Raw genomic sequence first — 16,121 nt, 5'->3', positions numbered from 1 at the left:
TGTGCGTCCTCTTAGTGGTGTTTGAACTTCAGCTTCTCGATCGTGGCGGCAAAATTCGGCAACCATTTTTCATGTGCCAGGATCATCTCGCTGGCCAGCTGCTCCGCGTCGCGGTCAGAATGCACCAGCGGGCTGAGGTTCAGGGCCAGCAGCACGTCATTGAGCTCACCGCTCAGCGCCGCGTTGCTTGCCGCCACTTCAAAGCCCTTAATGGTGTGGATCAGGCCCATGACCTTGTCATCAAAGTGGGTGATACGAGGATGCGGTTTAGCGCCCTCGCGCCCCAGGATGCAGGTCATCTCGACGGCCCAGTCCGCCGGGATATTGTCGATATGGCCGTGGTGCGGCACGTTGACATAGTGTTCCGCCTGCTTGTCGTTATAGATGGCGTTGATCACTTCACACGCCGCATCGGAGTAGTAGGCCCCGCCGCGCTGCTCCAGTTCTTTCGGTTTGACGTTCAGGTTCGGGTCTTTATACAAATCGAACAGCTGCTTCTCGACCTTCTGAACGATCTGCGCGCGCGCGCCGCCCTTATAGTACTCGCCCATTTCGATAGCCAGCATCTCTTTCTGCTTGAAGTAGTAAAGCAGGTACGAGCACGGCAGCAGGTTCAGCGAGCGGATCAGCCCTTCGCTGAACGGCAGGTCAAAGATGTTTTTCACGGATGCCGCCGTCAGGCGACCGGAAGCCACGCCGTCGAGGAGCTCGGCAAAGCGCGATTTTCCGTTCACGATGACATCTTTAATAAACACCATGTGGTTCAGGCCGAACAGATCGATGGAGAGATCGTCGCTGTCGGTCAGCGCCAGCACGTCGCGGATAAACATCTTCATGCCGATCGGAATGTTACAGACGCCGATAAAACGTTTGAAGCCGGTATGACGATAGACCGCTTCAGTGACCATCCCGGCCGGGTTGGTGAAGTTAATCACCCACGCGTTCGGGCAGATCTCCTGCACGTCTTTGACGATGTCGAAAATGACCGGGATGGTACGCAGACCTTTAAACAGGCCGCCTGCGCCGTTGGTCTCCTGCCCCAGATAGCCATGGCTCAGCGGAATACGCTCGTCCAGCTCGCGCGCCTTCAGCTGGCCAACGCGCAGTTGGGTGGTGACGAAATCCGCATCTTTCAGCGCCAGACGACGGTCCAGGGTTTTATGCACGGTCAAAGGCACGCCCGCTTTTTCCACCATGCGCTTGCACAGGTCGAAAATAATATTCAGCTTCTCCTGACCTTCCTCAACGTCCACCAGCCATAATTCGCTGACCGGTAATTCATGATAACGTTTCAGGAAACCTTCAAGTAATTCCGGGGTATAGCTGCTGCCGCCACCAATGGTTACGACTTTTAATTTCTTCTGCATAATATCTCCCTTAGCGTATCAGGTTAATCGCCTGCAAGGTATAGCGTACTCTTCCCGCTATTTGGGCAAGCCATTAAAGCAATATTTGTGGCGGATAATCCGCCGAAAGTTAATTCATTACCGTTAAATTCTTCCGGTAACTATTCGGTGTGAATGACGTCAATTTTTTAAAGGTCTTAATAAACAGGCTGGGACTGCTGTATCCTGACTCGTACGCAATATCGGTGACAGAATAGTTGGTAATTTCCAGCTGTTTTTTGGCAAAGTTAATGCGGATTTCATTAATAATTTGCACGGGCGTTTTACGATAATAGCGCTGCGTTGCACGGGTCAGATATTCCTGGGATTTGCCCGACAGCGACACCATATTTTCCAGCGCATTTTCGCTGAACTGGCCTTTATCGTGCATCAGCTCAACGGTGCCACGCAGCCATTGCGGAATATCATCCGTCACCTGCTGCTCTTCACGATGGTGGCGCAGCCGGTTCATCACGTAGAAGGTCACCGTTTCAATAAACTCATCAAATTCATTGTCGCGGAAGTTAAGCGAAGCGATAACCGTCTCAATCCAGGTCATGAACTCGTTTTTGACCCGATAGACCTGGGAGGCAACGAAGCAGAACGGCACCAACGGCAGATAGTGCTTCTCGAAGAAACGTCTGCTGACGCCCACGTTCAGAATGCGGGTGGCACCAAATTCGTAAAAGCTCTGGTGATAAGACCCCATCGGCAGGAAGACAAAATCCCCTCGCTCAAGCAGGACGCGCTTACCGTTGATCTCCTGGTAGTAGCGACCGGTCAGAACAATCGTGAACTCGTAGTAGTCATGCTGGTGCAGACCACTGGCGCTCTCCGTTTTGTTGTAGATAACCACATGAAAATTTTTGCCATTAAACAGCTGCTGTTCAAGTGCGGTTTTAATTTCCATCGTGCTGACCTCCTGCTGCTCAGTCTGACTTACTGCATCTTCTCGTGAAGCTCAATGAGCTCCGCCACCAGCTCACGCGCCAGCATCGAGGTCATCAGGTGATCCTGCGCGTGGACCAGCACCAGGCTGACCTTCATCTTCCCTTCGCCCTGATCGCTTTCAATCAGCTTTGTCTGCACCAGGTGCGCTTCATTCAGCGCCGTGCGGGACTGTTCCATCATGGTTTTCGCGGCGGCGAAATCCCCCTGCTTGGCCTGCTTCAGTGCGGCATAGGCCAGGCTGCGGGCCTGTCCGGAGTTGATGATAAGCCCCATCACCACTTCCTCGAGATCGTTCTCGGCGGCTTCGTCTGCGACAATACTATCCAAATCTAACATGTTTAAGCTCCTTGTGGCTGGCGCGGGCTTCCCCGCGCCGGTCAATCTTAGAATTTCAGTGAGAGGGCAATATCCTCTTCGCTCTCTTCTTCATCAATGATGGTGGCGGCTTTGTTGGCAATCGCCACGAATGGCATGTACAGCAGGGTGGCAATCCCGAGGTTGAATATCGCCAGCAGGAAGGCTGCGACACTGCCGTTGGTGTTGAAGAAGGCGCCCAGACCTGCTGGCATGGTCCACGGTGCAATGTTGGTAATCGGTGGAATGATGCCCATGTAATACGCCGTCAGGGTGATAGCGGCCAGCAGCGGCTGAATCAGGATGAACGGAATGAACATTACCGGGTTCATGATGATTGGCAGACCGAACAGAATCGGTTCGTTAATCTGGAAGATGCCTGATGGCAGCGCCAGCTTCGCGACCTGACGGTAATCAGCACGACGAGAGACAATAAAGACCGCGATGATCAGACCCAAGGTCGCCCCGGTACCGCCCAGGAAGATATAGGAGTCAAGCATCGGCTTCGCCCACACATGGAAGGTTTTACCGGCTGCCAGCGCCGCGTCAACGGAGCCGTACTGCTGGTAAAGCGCAACGTTTTCCAGTGCCCAGGGGGTCATAATCCCGCTGTCCAGCGCGGCCAGTGCCAGTGAACCATGCACGCCAAAGAACCACAGCAGAGAGGTGAAAATCACATACGCCCAACCGACCACGCCCCCCATCGACGCCAGCGGCGTAGAGATAGAGTCCATGATGATCTGGTGGAAGTTTGTGCCCCAGTGGGAGAGCGCCCAGGCGATAATCCCCATGATAGAGAGAATAATGAAGCCCGGAATCAACGCGGAAAATGAACGGGAAACGGAAGCCGGTACGCTATCCGGCAGGCGGATAACCCAGTTGCGACGGATAATAAAGGTGAACATTTCTGCCACCACCAGGCCGATAACAATACCGGAGATAATGTTGGCCCCACCCAGCCAGTTGGCGCCGACGGCATAGGCTTCACCCACGCTGTAAGGCGTGACGGTCATAAAGGCAGCAACGGATAATAACCCGGCGGCCAGCGGATCGACTTTACGCTCTTCTGCCAGTGCCATCCCAATAAAGAAAGGCGCCATCAGCGACATAATCCCCAACGTACCGTTATAGACGTTGCCGCCGATGGCTTTAAAACCATTAAGGGTTTCAATAGTGGAAGCGTCTAACCTAATTCCTAATGAATAAAAGAAGGAACCTTCACCAAAGCTCAGAAAAACGTTGTTAATTAAAACGAACATGGCCCCGGCCAGCGTTAACGGCATTAATTTAATAAAACCGTTTTTGATGGCATTAACGTGAGGCTGCTTTCCTATTTTAACAGCAAAAGGAAGGAGTACCTTTTCAAGTGAAGCGATGACTTTACTCATAGGAAAATACCCTTAAATGCCGTAACGCATGTTACGGCGTATTGTGTGTGAAATAACTCTTTGACGGGAAAAATAAAAATTAATTAGCAGCTTTTTTAATGGCTGCCACAGCAGCTTTAAGAACACCTAAACCATCAATCTTGCCGTACAGCCCCGAGTCGATCACTTCGACCGGTTTATTCGGTAACAGTCGTTGAATTTCGGGCAACATATAGGCAATTTGCGGCCCCAGTAAAACGACATCGGCTGTCTGGCCTTTTTCGCCCGCCAGCGTCTCTGGAAACGCTTCAATCACCACAGGGACTTCATACTTTTCAGCCTGCGCACGCATCTTTGACACCAGCAGCGAGGTTGACATGCCCGCTGAGCAGAACAGGTAGATATGTTTCTTTTCCATCGTGTTTTCCCTCTTGTATGACAACCTGCCATCGCGCTATCACTCGACTCGCTGTCCCGGCAGACAGGTAGCTTGCGTACTGTTGTTTATCGTTGGAGTGAGTATACGCAATGGTACAGACAGGGGATAATTCTGGATAGACTCAAATTGTCTCTCATTGACCTGGCTTGTTGACTCCCTTCACATTTCGGGTAAATAATTCGCGCAAAGAAATAAGATTTACGTATGCATAAAAAAACCGGCCCCTGGGCCGGTTTGTTAACATCCTCAGGCAAGGAGGGTTACTGCGCCTTAGGTGCCTGCGGATCGGTGTCGTATTCAGCACAGGTCTGATAGCCGGAGTTGATCACATGACCGGTATCATCCAGCGCGACAAAGTAGGTTTCTGCCTTACCATCACGTTGACCCAGGATATAGGTCTGGCAGGTCCCTTTCGCATGAATCATGGTCACTTCAGAAGAAGGTTTACCGGCAATCGCGGCCACCTGCGAACGGGTCATCCCTTTTTTAACGTCTTTTACTACGGGCTGCGTAAACTGATCCTTGGTGCGATCGTAAGCCGTACACCCTGCCAGCATAGTCAGTACCGCCGCTGCGCTAAGAATTCCTGCTACGTTCTTGTTCATATTCCGTCCTCTTGTTTATCAGCGTGTTATCTAAGCATGGGATAAAAAGTACTATTGTTCAACTTTGTGAGTTACGCCAGACGAATTTCGGAAAATTCTAATAAAACAACGATAACCTGCTAAATCGGCGCAAATTAGCGCACTCGAAACTGTGATCCTTGTCGTTTCTCGCCCAAAGGGTTAGTTTTAACAGCTAACACAATCTGTTTATGTACTGCATATGGAGGGCGTGATGGCTCTGCAACAAGAGATTATTCAGGCACTGGGCGCGAAGCCCACGGTAGATGCACATGAAGAGATCCGCCGCAGCGTGGATTTTTTAAAATCGTACTTAAAAAAGAACGCTTTCCTGAAATCCCTGGTGCTGGGCATCAGTGGCGGCCAGGACTCTACCCTGACCGGTAAACTCTGCCAGATGGCGATTTCAGAGCTTCGCGAAGAGACGGGCGATGAGACGCTGCAGTTTATCGCGGTGCGTCTTCCTTATGGCGTGCAGGTGGACGAGCAGGATTGCCAGGATGCCATTACCTTCATTCAGCCTGACCGCGTGCTCACTGTGAATATTAAGGGCTCGGTGCTGGCAAGCGAGCAGGCGCTTCGCGAAGCGGGCATTGAGCTGAGCGATTTCGTTCGCGGCAACGAAAAAGCCCGCGAGCGCATGAAAGCGCAGTACAGCATCGCCGGGATGACCAAAGGCGTCGTCGTCGGCACCGACCATGCGGCAGAAGCGATCACCGGCTTCTTTACCAAATACGGCGACGGCGGCACCGACATTAACCCTATCTTCCGTCTGAACAAGCGTCAGGGTAAGCAGCTGCTGGCGGCGCTGGGCTGTCCTGAGCATCTGTATAAGAAAGCGCCGACAGCGGACCTTGAAGACGATCGCCCTTCCCTGCCGGATGAAGCGGCCCTTGGCGTCACCTATGACAACATCGATGATTATCTGGAAGGCAAAAAGCTGGATGAAGGTACCGCGAAAATCATCGAAGGCTGGTATCTGAAAACCGAGCACAAGCGCCACACGCCAATTACGGTGTTTGACGACTTCTGGAAGAAATAAAAGCAAAACGGTAACCCCAGGTTACCGTTTTTAGTGTTTGCGCCCTCTCCCGTGGGAGAGGGTTGGGGTGAGGGCATCAGGCCACCCGGCTCTTTTTTAACCACCACACTCCTGCTACACTGTATAGCTGAACAGTATATGGAGCAGTATGTGAGCAGGCGTCAATCCCCCCCGCGTCTTGAGTTTGAAGCGGCGGCTATCTACGAATATCCCGAACACCTTCGCCCCTGGCTTGAAGCACTGCCTAAACAGCCGGGCGTGTACATCTTTCACGGCGAAAGCGACACCCTGCCGCTCTACATCGGCAAGAGCGTTAACATCCGCAGTCGGGTGTTATCCCATCTTCGTACGCCGGACGAAGCCGCCATGCTGCGCCAGTCGCGACGCATTACCTGGTTCCAGACGGCCGGAGAAATGGGCGCGCTGTTGCTGGAGGCGCGGTTGATAAAAGAACAGCAGCCGCTGTTCAACAAGCGCCTGCGCCGCAACCGTCAGCTCTGCTCCCTGCAGATCAGCGAGGGCAAGCCGCAGGTCGTCTACGCGCGCGACGTTGATTTTTCTCATGCCCCGAATCTCTACGGGCTGTTCGCCAATAAACGAGCCGCACTTCAGGCGCTGCAGACGCTCGCGGACGAGCTCCAGCTTTGCTACAGCCTTTTAGGTCTGGAGGCAACCACCCGCGGACGCGCCTGTTTTCGATCCGCGCTGAAGCGCTGCGCCGGTGCCTGCTGTGGGAAAGAGAGCGTTGAGGCGCACCACGCCAGGCTCCTCAGCGGTCTGGCAGCCATCAGCGTGAACTGCTGGCCGTGGGAAAGCGCCGTTGCGCTCAAAGAGGTGGGCGAGACAATGACCCAGTATCACATCGTCAACAACTGGCTCTGGCTGGGCGCTGTCGACAACATCAACGACGCGGCAACCCTGCTGCGCACGCCCGCCGGATTTGACCACGATGGCTACAAAATTCTCTGTAAACCGGTCCTGGCCGGTAAGTTTGAGATCATTGAACTCAATGGCCTGGCAGCCATGTGATTTCGCTGAACAATAAGGTACCCTGAGCCTCCAGCAGACGCAGCGTATGGGTACCCTCCTCCCAGCTGGCGCCCTGATCGGCCGTCAGCAATTTATCACCCAGTTGCCACGCCCCGCTTAACACAAACACCACGCCCCCGCGTGTGCCAAAGGTGGTAAAGGTACGGTCAGCCACGCGCACCTTCGCTCGGCAGCAGTCGCGACGGGTCATGATGTTGAAGTCCATCGCCATCCGCCCATCGGACAGCAGCGCTTTCACCGGCAGGTCGCCGGCAAAGCTATAGGGCTGATGGTGCTTCAGGGTATGGAAGAACGCCTGACCGGCATCCAGGGTCACCTCCCCGCCTTCCAGCAAGGTAATCACCCGATCGACGCCGGGAAACGAGGAGAATTCGCCGTTGCTGGCGATAGTCGCGATACTGGCACGCCAGTGAAAATCCCTCGTCGCGGGAGGGAAGCAGCAAATCTCACGCGTTTCGCCAGCACCATTGCGCCAGAGGCTGACCGGCATCTTACGGATATCAAAGAACTCCATCACCACTCCTGAATGGCACAACCCGTGCCAGGGCAAGGATATCGCTATCGTTGCTGTCTTGATTGTTATCGTTGGGTATTCACAGAAACAGTATCGGCAGCAGAGCGGGCAGGCCTTAGCGCAACGTTAATAAAAATGCTAACGCCATGACTCTACGAACATTCTCTGAAGCGACTACAGGAGGATACCGCGCTGGCGGCGGCAGGCAAGAGGGCAGGAAAGAAAAACCGCCGGTCCTGTCCACAGCGATTGCGCTTTTGTGGACAGGATCCCGGCGGTCTTAAGAGTGTGAACCGATTATTCGGTTGGTGCTGGCATTTTACCTTCCATCGCCGGACGTTCTGTCAGACGCTTCTCAAAATTCGCATTAAATTGTTTTTTCTGTTCCGGGGTCAGAATGTTGTAGATCTTGTTCTGAGTTTCCATGTGAGCCAGCATGCGGGCTTTGTGCTGCGCGGCCATTTTGTCGATCTGCGCTTCGGCTTTCGCCTTGTCGAAGCTGTCGCTGGCGATGATGTCATGCATCGCACGACGCTCTTCAAGCGGAGGACGTTTCATCTGGTCGCGTTCACCTTTTCTGATGTCGCGGATCTGCTGCTTCTGCGCATCCGTCAGGTTGAGATCCTTAAACATCATCATCTCGTTGTGCATACCCGGACCTTTATGATGCATCATCATTTTGCCTTCAGCAGGCGCGGCAGTGGTGGTGGTCGCAGTATCTGCGGCGAACGCCATGCTGGTAGCGCCCAGAGCCAGGGTAGAAGCAACAAACAGTGCAGTAAACTTACGCATAATTTATTTCCTTTCTTTCAGTTATTCTTCGGCGCTATGCCGTGTTGACGAGATTAACTTTACGGGGTTTATCGTCAATTAGTCAGAGCAACGGTAAAACAATGAAAGTGTAAAAAACAAATTTTCGCCAAATGTGGAGGAAATAAGGATAAAGCGTGGAGAGTTGCAACAAAAAATATTCAATGCGATGATTTTAAAGCGATTTAGCAGAATTATAACGGAGTGAAGGTGAATAATAAAGCAATTCACCAGGAATATTCTGCAAAACAAGCGTAAGCGCTTTAATCGTGAAGAAAAGTTTTTTACTTCCCCCTCCCGAATGATGAGAGGGGAAAGGTTCAGGATATTTTTTCCAGCATCAGCCCGGCCCGCAGGCCAAACGCGACGGTAGGGTTAGGGAATAAAACATACTCGGTGGTTTTCTGCACCTCGTAACGCTCCTCGCCATCCTCGGCCAGCAGCGCCCCTTTGCGAAACGGGGTGAAGTTCAGAGTATGCGCGGCCATATGCAGCAGGAAGGCATCGCTGCGGCGCGTGATCTGCTGTACGACCCGGTACCGCTCAACGGGCTGATGCGCGTGCTCGGGAGCCTTTCCTCCCAGCAGCGCCCGAAGGGCGAGATGCGTAGGCGCAAATCGGGTGAGATCGTTCTGGCCAAACGGCAGCGCTTTCCCCAGCTCCAGCGTACAGGACAACGCGCCAAAGTTCTCACAGGTGAAGTGCGTAAAGGTTCCGCCAGGCGACTGGTGAAAGACCAGCGCCTCCAGCCCGGCGTCTCCCAGCCAGCTCAGGAAATCTTCCTCCCACGGCTGATTGCGCTGCGGCAGAACGCCAAAGCGAACATGGTAAGACGCGCGGATGGCCGTATGCAGATCCAGATGCCAGCGCACGGGCCCCGCAGCGGCAAAAAACGCGGTCACGACGCTCTCCAGCCACGCTGCCCGCGCCGTTTCGTCACTCTGCGGAAACTGCGACCAGCGCCCGCCGAACATGCGGTTAATGTCGCTGACCAGGTACCGTTTGTTTTGCGCCAGCGCAGGGGGATTGCCCAGCACCACCAGCACGCGGCACGTCAGGGCAATTTCATTGCGATACAGCGCGCGCAGCAGCAGATCGACAATCTCAACGGGTGCCGTTTCATTCCCGTGAATGCCCGTTGAAAGCAGCAGCGAGAGATCGCTTTTTGCGGTCGGCGTCAGCTCAAGCACCCCGCGCCCCAGCCACCGCCAGCGAAATGAGGGGCCGTCCCCCTCTTTCTGTTCCGGCGTCTCATCGGCCAGGGTCAGCGCCAGTAAATTTTCCATATCCACTCCTTTAGCGCTGGAACGGGTAAACCGATCCCAGCTGCAGGATTGTCGATAACGCGTCCAGCGCCTCGCGTCCTTCACGCAGAAGCTGCGGGTCAACCAGATCCGCCTGCGTTAGCCGATCGCGATAGTAGCGATCGACCCAGTCATTCAGACGGGTAAAGAGCGTATCGTTCATCATGACCGCCGGGTTAACCGCCTGCATTTCGTCCTGGGTCAAGACCACGCGCAGACGTAAACAGGCTGGGCCACCGCCGTTAGCCATGCTTTCGCGCAGATCAAACACGCGCAGTTCGTCAATCGGGTTATCGGCCTTCACCAGCTCGGTCAGGTAGCGCCACACGCCCTGATGATCCCGGGATTCCTGCGGCAGGACCAGCATCATGCTGCCGTCATCGCGGCTCAGCAGCTGGCTATTGAACAGATACGTTTCGACCGCGTCCTGCACGCTCACCGCCTCCGTTGGCACCTGAATTGGCGTGAAGCCGCGCACGCGCTCATGCAGCGTGGCGAGCAGCTTCTCCTGATGGGCAAACGCCTGCTCGTGGCAGAACAGCACCTGGCGGTTGGAAACGGCAATCACGTCGTTGTGGAACACGCCCTGATCGATCACATGCGGGTTTTGCTGGGCAAAAATCACCTGGGAAGGATTGACCTGGTTCAGGCGGGCAACCGCCTGGCTGGCCGCCAGCGTCTGACGCGCAGGATAACGGGTTGGCGCAGCGTGCCCCCCTCTTCTCGTCCGTAGATAAACAGCTGCAGGCCCGGGTCGCCATAATCGCCCCCCAGGCGGTTATGGTTGGCCGCGCCTTCGTCGCCAAACATCGCCACCTGCGGCAGGGCCTGATGCACCTCAAAATGGGCGTCCTGGCTGAAAATGGCGCGCAGCACGCGCTCGGTGGTTTCCGCTTCGGTGGCGCGGTGGAATTTATTGTTCAGGTTCGCCACCGTCAGATGAACTTTGCCATCCAGCGTATCGGCTGACGGCGCGACGGTCGCGGCGTTGGCCACCCACATCGAAGAGGCCGAGCTTGCCGCCGAGAGGAGGTGTGGCGTCTGCGTACCCGCTTTTTCAACCACCTGCTCATCGGTGCCGCTAAAACCGAGCTGACGTAATACCGCCACGTTCGGACGCTCCTGCGGCGGGATCACCGCCTGCGGGAAACCGGCATCCGCCAGCGCCTTCATTTTTAGCAGCCCCTGCTTCGCCGCCAGCTTCGGGTTCGAGACCTGAAAGCGGTGCTTCGTCGAGGCTTCATTACCAAAAGAGAGACCGGCATAGTGGTGCGTCAGCCCCACCAGCCCGTCAAAGTTAACTTCACGCGCTTTCATGACGATCCCCTCCGGTAAAATCCAGCCCCGGATTAAGCGTCTCCGGCAGCGTCAACGCCGGGGTTTCCAGGCTCGCCATCGGCCACGCGCAGTAATCGGCGGCATACCACGCGCTGGCGCGATGGTTGCCCGACGCGCCCACGCCGCCGAACGGCGCGGTGCTCGCGGCCCCGGTCAGCGGTTTATTCCAGTTCACAATCCCGGCGCGTGCTTCCAGCAGCAGTTGCTCAAACTTCTCGCGATGCGGTGAAATCAGACCGCTCGACAGGCCGTAGCGGGTGTTATTCGCCATCGCAATCGCCGCATCGAAATCGTCATAGCGCCAGACGCACAGCAGCGGGCCAAAGACCTCTTCATCCGGCACGTTGCTCGCGCCGCTCATCTCAACGATGCCCGGCGTCAGCAGCGAGGTGCCCGGCTGAACCTGCTTTGGCTCGAGCAGGGTTTTCGCGCCGCGCGCGACGTGGTCCTGCCAGGCCTTCAGTACGTTCAGCGCGGCCTGTTCAGAAATCAGCCCGCCGATAAACGGCTGCGGGTCGGCATCCCACGCGGCAGGTACCAGGCGCGCGCTCACCTCTACCAGACGCTTCAGGAAGGCATCGCCCTGCGCGCCGCGCTTGACCAGCAGGCGGCGGGCACAGGTGCAGCGCTGTCCGGCGGTAATAAAGGCGGACTGAATCGTCAGGTGCACCGCGGCGTCGATATCATCAGGATCTTCCACAATCAGCGGGTTGTTGCCGCCCATCTCCAGCGCCAGAATTTTCTCCGGCTGCCCTGCCAGCTGGCGGTGCAGCTGATAGCCCGTCCCGGCGCTGCCGGTAAACAGCAGGCCGTCGATATCGCTCAGCGCGCTCAGCGCCTGGCCGGTTTCACGTCCGCCCTGCACCAGGTTCAGCACGCCCGGCGGCAGGCCGGCCTGTTCCCACAGCTTAACCACCGCCTCGCCGGTTAATGGCGTGAGCTCGCTCGGTTTGAAAATAACGGTATTGCCCGCCAGCAGCGCGGGCACAATGTGGCCATTCGGCAGATGTCCCGGGAAGTTGTACGGACCAAACACCGCCAGCACGCCGTGCGGACGGTGGCGTAGCGTGGCCGCGCCGTCCGGCATGTCGGTGCGCTGTTCGCCGGTACGGGTATGGTACGCCTTGACCGAAATGGCGATTTTATTGATCATCGCCGTCACTTCGGTTGTCGCTTCCCAGCGCGGTTTACTGGTTTCAGACGCGATGATGCGCGTCAGCTCGGCCTTGTTTGCCTCCAGCAGCCCGGCAAACTTTTCAACAACTGCCTGGCGCACGGCGAAAGGCTGTTTTGCCCACGCCGGAAACGCACGGCGAGCGGCATGGCAGGCCTGTTCTACCTGCGCGGCGCTGGCGTCATGCCCCTTCCAGAGCACCTCTTTTCCAACCGGATTGGTCTTTACGCGCTGTTCGCCTTCACCCGTGACCCAGTCACCGTTAATCCATAATGTCATGCTGTTTTCTCCTCAGGGCAGAGACGCACCAGGCGAACCGTATCGCCGGCGTTACATTTCAGGGCATCGAGCTCAGCAGCCGTCAGCACCAGACGTTCACATTTCGGGTTGGTTCGCACCAGCATGGCGCGGAAGTTGGCGTAATTTTCATTCGCCACCAGGCATGCGGGCCAGTCGCCCGGCGCGGGCTGGCCTTCAGAGACCTCAACCAGCCGGCTTTTACGGATCGCGCGCACGCGGTCGATATCGCACTCAAGCGTAGGCCCGCCGTCAAAGATGTCGACATAGTTGCGGTAGCGGAAGCCTTCTTTCTCCAGCACCGCGCGGGCGGGGGCGGTTTGCGGATGCACTTCGCCGATCACCGCCTGCGCTTCCGGGCTGAGGAAATGGGTATAGATAGGATGCTTCGGCATCAGCTCGGCAATAAAAGCTTTCTGGCCGGTACCGCACAGGTAGTCCGCCCGGCTGAACTCCATCGAGAAGAAGCGCTCGCCCAGGCTCTCCCAGAACGGCGAGTAGCCGGTGTCGTCGATCACGCCGCGCATCTCTGCGACCACTTTTTCGTTAAAGCGATCGCGGAAGGCGGCCATAAACATAAAGCGCGATTTGGAGAGCAGATAGCCGTTACCCTCTTTGCGCCACGCCGGATCGAGGAACAGCGTGCACAGCTCGCTGGCCCCCGTGTGGTCATTGCAGAGAAACAGCGTGGGCAGCGCGTTATAAACGTTCAGCTCTTTCGAGGCGTGAACCATGGTGCCGACGCGGTAGTTGTACCACGGGTCGTTAAGCCCGACGGCCACTTCAATGGCGCAGATCCCGGCCACGGTTCCCGTGTCGGTGTCTTCCAGCACGAACACATACCCCTGCTCGCTTTTTGGCAACGTCCCCTGCCAGGTTTGCAGGGCGCGCTCGATGCGCGCCGACAGCGTTTTTTCATCGGCAGGAAGCGAGGTCAGCCCGCCTCCCGTCTTACCGGCAAGCTGCATGAGCCCGGCGAGATCGCCACGCTCAACGGGACGGATGACCATCATGATGACACCCCGGATTTCACTTTTTCACACGCCAGCGCAAAACGGTCCAGACCGGTTTGCACTTCTTCTTCGCTGACGATCAGCGCAGGCGCAAAACGCACCACGTTGGCACCGGCAATCAGCACCATCACGCCCACTTTTGCCGCTTCCTGTGAAATAAGTTTAGCTTTCCCGGCAAACTCAGCGGTGAGCTCGCAGCCGATTAACAGCCCCAGACCGCGAATTTCTTTAAACAGCCCCGTTTTGCTGTTGATGGCATTCAGACGCTCGACAAACCAGTCGTGACGCTGCTTAACGCCTTTCAGCACCTCAGGGGTGTTAATGATATCGAGAACCTGTCCGGCAACGGCGGTAGCCAGCGGGTTGCCGCCGTAGGTGGTGCCGTGGGTGCCCACGGTCATTACGCTGGCGAATTTATCGGTGGTCAGCATCGCCCCAATCGGGAAGCCGCCGCCCAGCGCTTTGGCGGTCGAAAGCACGTCCGGCGTCACGCCGTAGTGCATATAGGCATACAGCTCGCCGGTGCGGCCCACGCCGGTCTGCACTTCGTCGAAAATCAGGACCGCATCGTGACGATCGCACAGCTCGCGCAGCCCCTGCAGGAAGGCTTTTTGCGCCGGAAGCACGCCGCCTTCGCCCTGCATCGGCTCGACGATCACCGCGCAGGTGGTGTCGTTAATCAGCTCGCTGGCGGACTGCAGATCGTTATAAATACCGTGACGAATATCCGGCGGCAGCGGCGCGAAATCCTGCGAATAGGAAGGCTGACCGCCCGCGCTGACGGTAAAGAGCGTGCGTCCGTGGAAGGCATTTTTAAACGCCACGATGCCGCTCTTGTGGGTTCCAAATTTATCGTGCGCATATTTGCGCGCCAGCTTCAGCGCCGCCTCGTTGGCTTCCGCCCCCGAGTTACAGAAAAAGACCTTCTCCGCAAACGTCGCGTCGATCAGTTTTTTGGCCAGGCGCAGCGCGGGCTCGTTGGTAAAGCCGTTGCCGGTATGCCAGAACTTCGCCGCCTGGTCGTTCAGCGCCTGACGCAGCGCCGGGTGCGCATGACCCAGCGCGTTGACCGCAATCCCACCTGCAAAGTCGATGTACTCTTTACCCTGCTGATCCCACAGGCGCGAGCCTTCCCCACGAACCGGAATAAAAGCCGCCGGAGCGTAAACCGGCATCATCCATTCATCGAAATTTTCACGCGTAATTGACAGAGACATAGCGACCTCATCCGGTAAATAAAAGGTTATTTGAATGTTAAATAATTGAGTGTTTGCACTGTGAATGTAGATTGCAGCCTTCGTGCCAGCCAGCGATAAAAATGCATAAACGGGTTGAGGTAACAGAATATCAACAAGTTACAACATGGAGTTATTCACTGTTAGTGCATAAAAAGTGAATATTTTTACGACAAGCGGCGCTTTGCCGCATGAAAATCAGAAAGAGTATGCACAGGCCAAATATAATTCTGGAATTGTGATCGCTCGCGAAATTTATCGGTCATTTACGCCCTGTTTGGGGGCGAGACGCGTCAGAATGGTGCAAATATTGCACCACCGGCATTATCTGTCGCAGTTATTGGTCGAACCCGGTAACAGTTGACGCAAATTCTGCTACCATCCATGCACTATTCACCTTGCACTGGCAGCGACTATGAAATTTGTCTCTTTTAATATCAACGGCCTGCGTGCCCGCCCTCATCAGCTTGAAGCTATCGTTGAGCAACATCAGCCAGATGTGATCGGCCTGCAGGAGACAAAGGTTCACGACGACATGTTCCCCCTCGAAGAGGTGGCGAAACTCGGCTACAACGTCTTCTATCACGGTCAGAAAGGACACTATGGGGTCGCGCTGCTCACCAAAGCACCGCCGGTTTCCGTGCGTCGCGGCTTCCCTGGCGACGGTGAAGAAGCGCAGCGTCGCATCATCATGGCGGAAGTGCCTTCTGCGCTGGGGAATATCACGGTCATTAACGGGTATTTCCCGCAGGGTGAAAGCCGTGACCATGAAACCAAATTCCCGGCCAAAGCGAAGTTTTATCAGGATCTGCAGGACTTCCTGACAACCGAACTCAAAAAAGAGAATCCGGTGCTGATCATGGGCGACATGAACATTAGCCCGACGGATCTCGATATCGGTATTGGCGAAGAGAACCGCAAACGCTGGCTGCGTACCGGCAAATGCTCCTTCCTGCCGGAAGAGCGTGAGTGGATGGAGCGCCTGCTGGGCTGGGGCCTGGTGGATACCTTCCGCAATGCCAACCCGGAAACGCAGGATCGCTTCTCCTGGTTTGACTACCGCTCAAAAGGCTTTGACGACAACCGTGGCCTGCGTATAGACCTGCTGCTGGCCAGTTCGCCGCTGGCCGAGCGCTGCATCGAAACCGGGATCGACTACGATATCCGCAGCATGGAAAAACCGTCCGACCACGCGCCGGTGTGGGCTAAATTCAAGCTGTAATGA

General features: G+C 55.9%; 14 protein-coding genes and 2 pseudogenes. 3 read left to right on the top strand and 13 right to left on the bottom strand.

Features of this window, described 5'->3' with window-relative positions; all coding sequences use genetic code 11:
* Positions 1 to 11: 11 nt before the first annotated feature.
* From ACMGG5_RS15445 to osmE, 6 genes and pseudogenes are all read right to left on the bottom strand, one after another.
* Positions 12 to 1,367 carry a 6-phospho-beta-glucosidase gene (locus tag ACMGG5_RS15445; protein ID WP_024909441.1) on the bottom strand — a complete coding sequence of 452 codons (1,356 nt, stop codon included), beginning with the start codon at positions 1,365 to 1,367 and terminating at the stop codon, positions 12 to 14.
* Between the two features lie 109 nt (positions 1,368 to 1,476).
* Positions 1,477 to 2,313, bottom strand: a pseudogene (gene chbR, locus ACMGG5_RS15440) (transcriptional regulator ChbR); the annotation flags it as partial.
* Between the two features lie 11 nt (positions 2,314 to 2,324).
* Complete coding sequence (gene chbA / locus ACMGG5_RS15435; protein WP_024909443.1) at positions 2,325 to 2,672, bottom strand: PTS N,N'-diacetylchitobiose transporter subunit IIA; 348 nt, start codon at positions 2,670 to 2,672, stop codon at positions 2,325 to 2,327.
* Positions 2,673 to 2,719: 47 nt separating this feature from the next.
* Positions 2,720 to 4,078, bottom strand: a complete 1,359-nt coding sequence (gene chbC / locus ACMGG5_RS15430) for a PTS N,N'-diacetylchitobiose transporter subunit IIC (RefSeq protein WP_028017210.1) — start codon at positions 4,076 to 4,078, stop codon at positions 2,720 to 2,722.
* A 79-nt stretch (positions 4,079 to 4,157) separates the two neighbouring features.
* Positions 4,158 to 4,499: a PTS N,N'-diacetylchitobiose transporter subunit IIB gene (gene chbB, locus ACMGG5_RS15425; RefSeq protein ID WP_420278130.1), complete on the bottom strand. Its 342-nt coding sequence runs from the start codon at positions 4,497 to 4,499 to the stop codon at positions 4,158 to 4,160.
* Positions 4,500 to 4,756: 257 nt separating this feature from the next.
* A complete protein-coding gene (gene osmE, locus ACMGG5_RS15420; RefSeq protein WP_010430142.1) occupies positions 4,757 to 5,101 on the bottom strand; it encodes an osmotically-inducible lipoprotein OsmE in 345 nt (114 codons plus the stop codon).
* Between the two features lie 232 nt (positions 5,102 to 5,333).
* Between osmE and nadE the strand changes: the two genes are divergently transcribed.
* Together nadE and cho are read left to right on the top strand one after the other, a co-directional pair.
* Positions 5,334 to 6,161: an ammonia-dependent NAD(+) synthetase gene (nadE, locus tag ACMGG5_RS15415; protein ID WP_420278129.1), complete on the top strand. Its 828-nt coding sequence runs from the start codon at positions 5,334 to 5,336 to the stop codon at positions 6,159 to 6,161.
* A gap of 150 nt (positions 6,162 to 6,311) precedes the next feature.
* Positions 6,312 to 7,190 (top strand): excinuclease Cho, encoded by an 879-nt coding sequence (cho, locus tag ACMGG5_RS15410; RefSeq protein ID WP_420278128.1) that lies wholly within the window; start codon positions 6,312 to 6,314, stop codon positions 7,188 to 7,190.
* Here the strand turns inward: cho and ves are convergent.
* From ves to astC, 7 genes and pseudogenes are all read right to left on the bottom strand, one after another.
* Positions 7,168 to 7,725 carry an environmental stress-induced protein Ves gene (gene ves / locus ACMGG5_RS15405; protein WP_021241069.1) on the bottom strand — a complete coding sequence of 186 codons (558 nt, stop codon included), beginning with the start codon at positions 7,723 to 7,725 and terminating at the stop codon, positions 7,168 to 7,170. The genes cho and ves overlap by 23 nt on opposite strands.
* Before the next feature lie 297 nt (positions 7,726 to 8,022).
* A complete protein-coding gene (gene spy, locus ACMGG5_RS15400) occupies positions 8,023 to 8,517 on the bottom strand; it encodes an ATP-independent periplasmic protein-refolding chaperone Spy (RefSeq protein WP_024908549.1) in 495 nt (164 codons plus the stop codon).
* Between the two features lie 338 nt (positions 8,518 to 8,855).
* On the bottom strand, positions 8,856 to 9,821 hold the full coding sequence (gene astE, locus ACMGG5_RS15395; RefSeq protein ID WP_267214671.1) for a succinylglutamate desuccinylase: 966 nt from the start codon (positions 9,819 to 9,821) through the stop codon (positions 8,856 to 8,858).
* A 10-nt stretch (positions 9,822 to 9,831) separates the two neighbouring features.
* Positions 9,832 to 11,156: pseudogene (gene astB / locus ACMGG5_RS15390) on the bottom strand (N-succinylarginine dihydrolase).
* Positions 11,143 to 12,630, bottom strand: a complete 1,488-nt coding sequence (astD, locus tag ACMGG5_RS15385; RefSeq protein ID WP_420278127.1) for a succinylglutamate-semialdehyde dehydrogenase — start codon at positions 12,628 to 12,630, stop codon at positions 11,143 to 11,145. Before astD ends, astB begins: the two are co-directional and overlap by 14 nt.
* Positions 12,627 to 13,661, bottom strand: a complete 1,035-nt coding sequence (gene astA, locus ACMGG5_RS15380; protein ID WP_032674582.1) for an arginine N-succinyltransferase — start codon at positions 13,659 to 13,661, stop codon at positions 12,627 to 12,629. The genes astD and astA overlap by 4 nt, the downstream gene beginning before the upstream one ends.
* A complete protein-coding gene (astC, locus tag ACMGG5_RS15375) occupies positions 13,658 to 14,878 on the bottom strand; it encodes an aspartate aminotransferase family protein (protein ID WP_048991592.1) in 1,221 nt (406 codons plus the stop codon). The genes astA and astC overlap by 4 nt, the downstream gene beginning before the upstream one ends.
* 433 nt (positions 14,879 to 15,311) lie before the next feature.
* Between astC and xthA the strand changes: the two genes are divergently transcribed.
* Complete coding sequence (xthA, locus tag ACMGG5_RS15370) at positions 15,312 to 16,118, top strand: exodeoxyribonuclease III (RefSeq protein WP_032645347.1); 807 nt, start codon at positions 15,312 to 15,314, stop codon at positions 16,116 to 16,118.
* The last annotated feature ends 3 nt before the right edge of the window (positions 16,119 to 16,121 follow it).

This window comes from Enterobacter sp. BNK-34 (assembly GCF_048684445.1).
Classification (GTDB): domain Bacteria; phylum Pseudomonadota; class Gammaproteobacteria; order Enterobacterales; family Enterobacteriaceae; genus Enterobacter; species Enterobacter pseudoroggenkampii.
The sequence above is the reverse complement of the archived record's forward strand: the minus strand, read 5'-3'. Positions and strand labels throughout refer to the sequence as shown.

Bases quoted from the DNA above. Each gene is read 5' to 3' on its own strand.
- ACMGG5_RS15445 (WP_024909441.1), bottom strand. From the start codon at position 1,367: ATGCAGAAGAAATTAAAAGTCGTAACCATTGGTGGCGGCAGCAGCTAT.
- chbA (WP_024909443.1), bottom strand. From the start codon at position 2,672: ATGTTAGATTTGGATAGTATTGTCGCAGACGAAGCCGCCGAGAACGAT.
- chbC (WP_028017210.1), bottom strand. From the start codon at position 4,078: ATGAGTAAAGTCATCGCTTCACTTGAAAAGGTACTCCTTCCTTTTGCT.
- osmE (WP_010430142.1), bottom strand. From the start codon at position 5,101: ATGAACAAGAACGTAGCAGGAATTCTTAGCGCAGCGGCGGTACTGACT.
- nadE (WP_420278129.1), top strand. From the start codon at position 5,334: ATGGCTCTGCAACAAGAGATTATTCAGGCACTGGGCGCGAAGCCCACG.
- ves (WP_021241069.1), bottom strand. From the start codon at position 7,725: ATGGAGTTCTTTGATATCCGTAAGATGCCGGTCAGCCTCTGGCGCAAT.
- spy (WP_024908549.1), bottom strand. From the start codon at position 8,517: ATGCGTAAGTTTACTGCACTGTTTGTTGCTTCTACCCTGGCTCTGGGC.
- astE (WP_267214671.1), bottom strand. From the start codon at position 9,821: ATGGAAAATTTACTGGCGCTGACCCTGGCCGATGAGACGCCGGAACAG.
- astD (WP_420278127.1), bottom strand. From the start codon at position 12,630: ATGACATTATGGATTAACGGTGACTGGGTCACGGGTGAAGGCGAACAG.
- astA (WP_032674582.1), bottom strand. From the start codon at position 13,661: ATGATGGTCATCCGTCCCGTTGAGCGTGGCGATCTCGCCGGGCTCATG.
- astC (WP_048991592.1), bottom strand. From the start codon at position 14,878: ATGTCTCTGTCAATTACGCGTGAAAATTTCGATGAATGGATGATGCCG.
- xthA (WP_032645347.1), top strand. From the start codon at position 15,312: ATGAAATTTGTCTCTTTTAATATCAACGGCCTGCGTGCCCGCCCTCAT.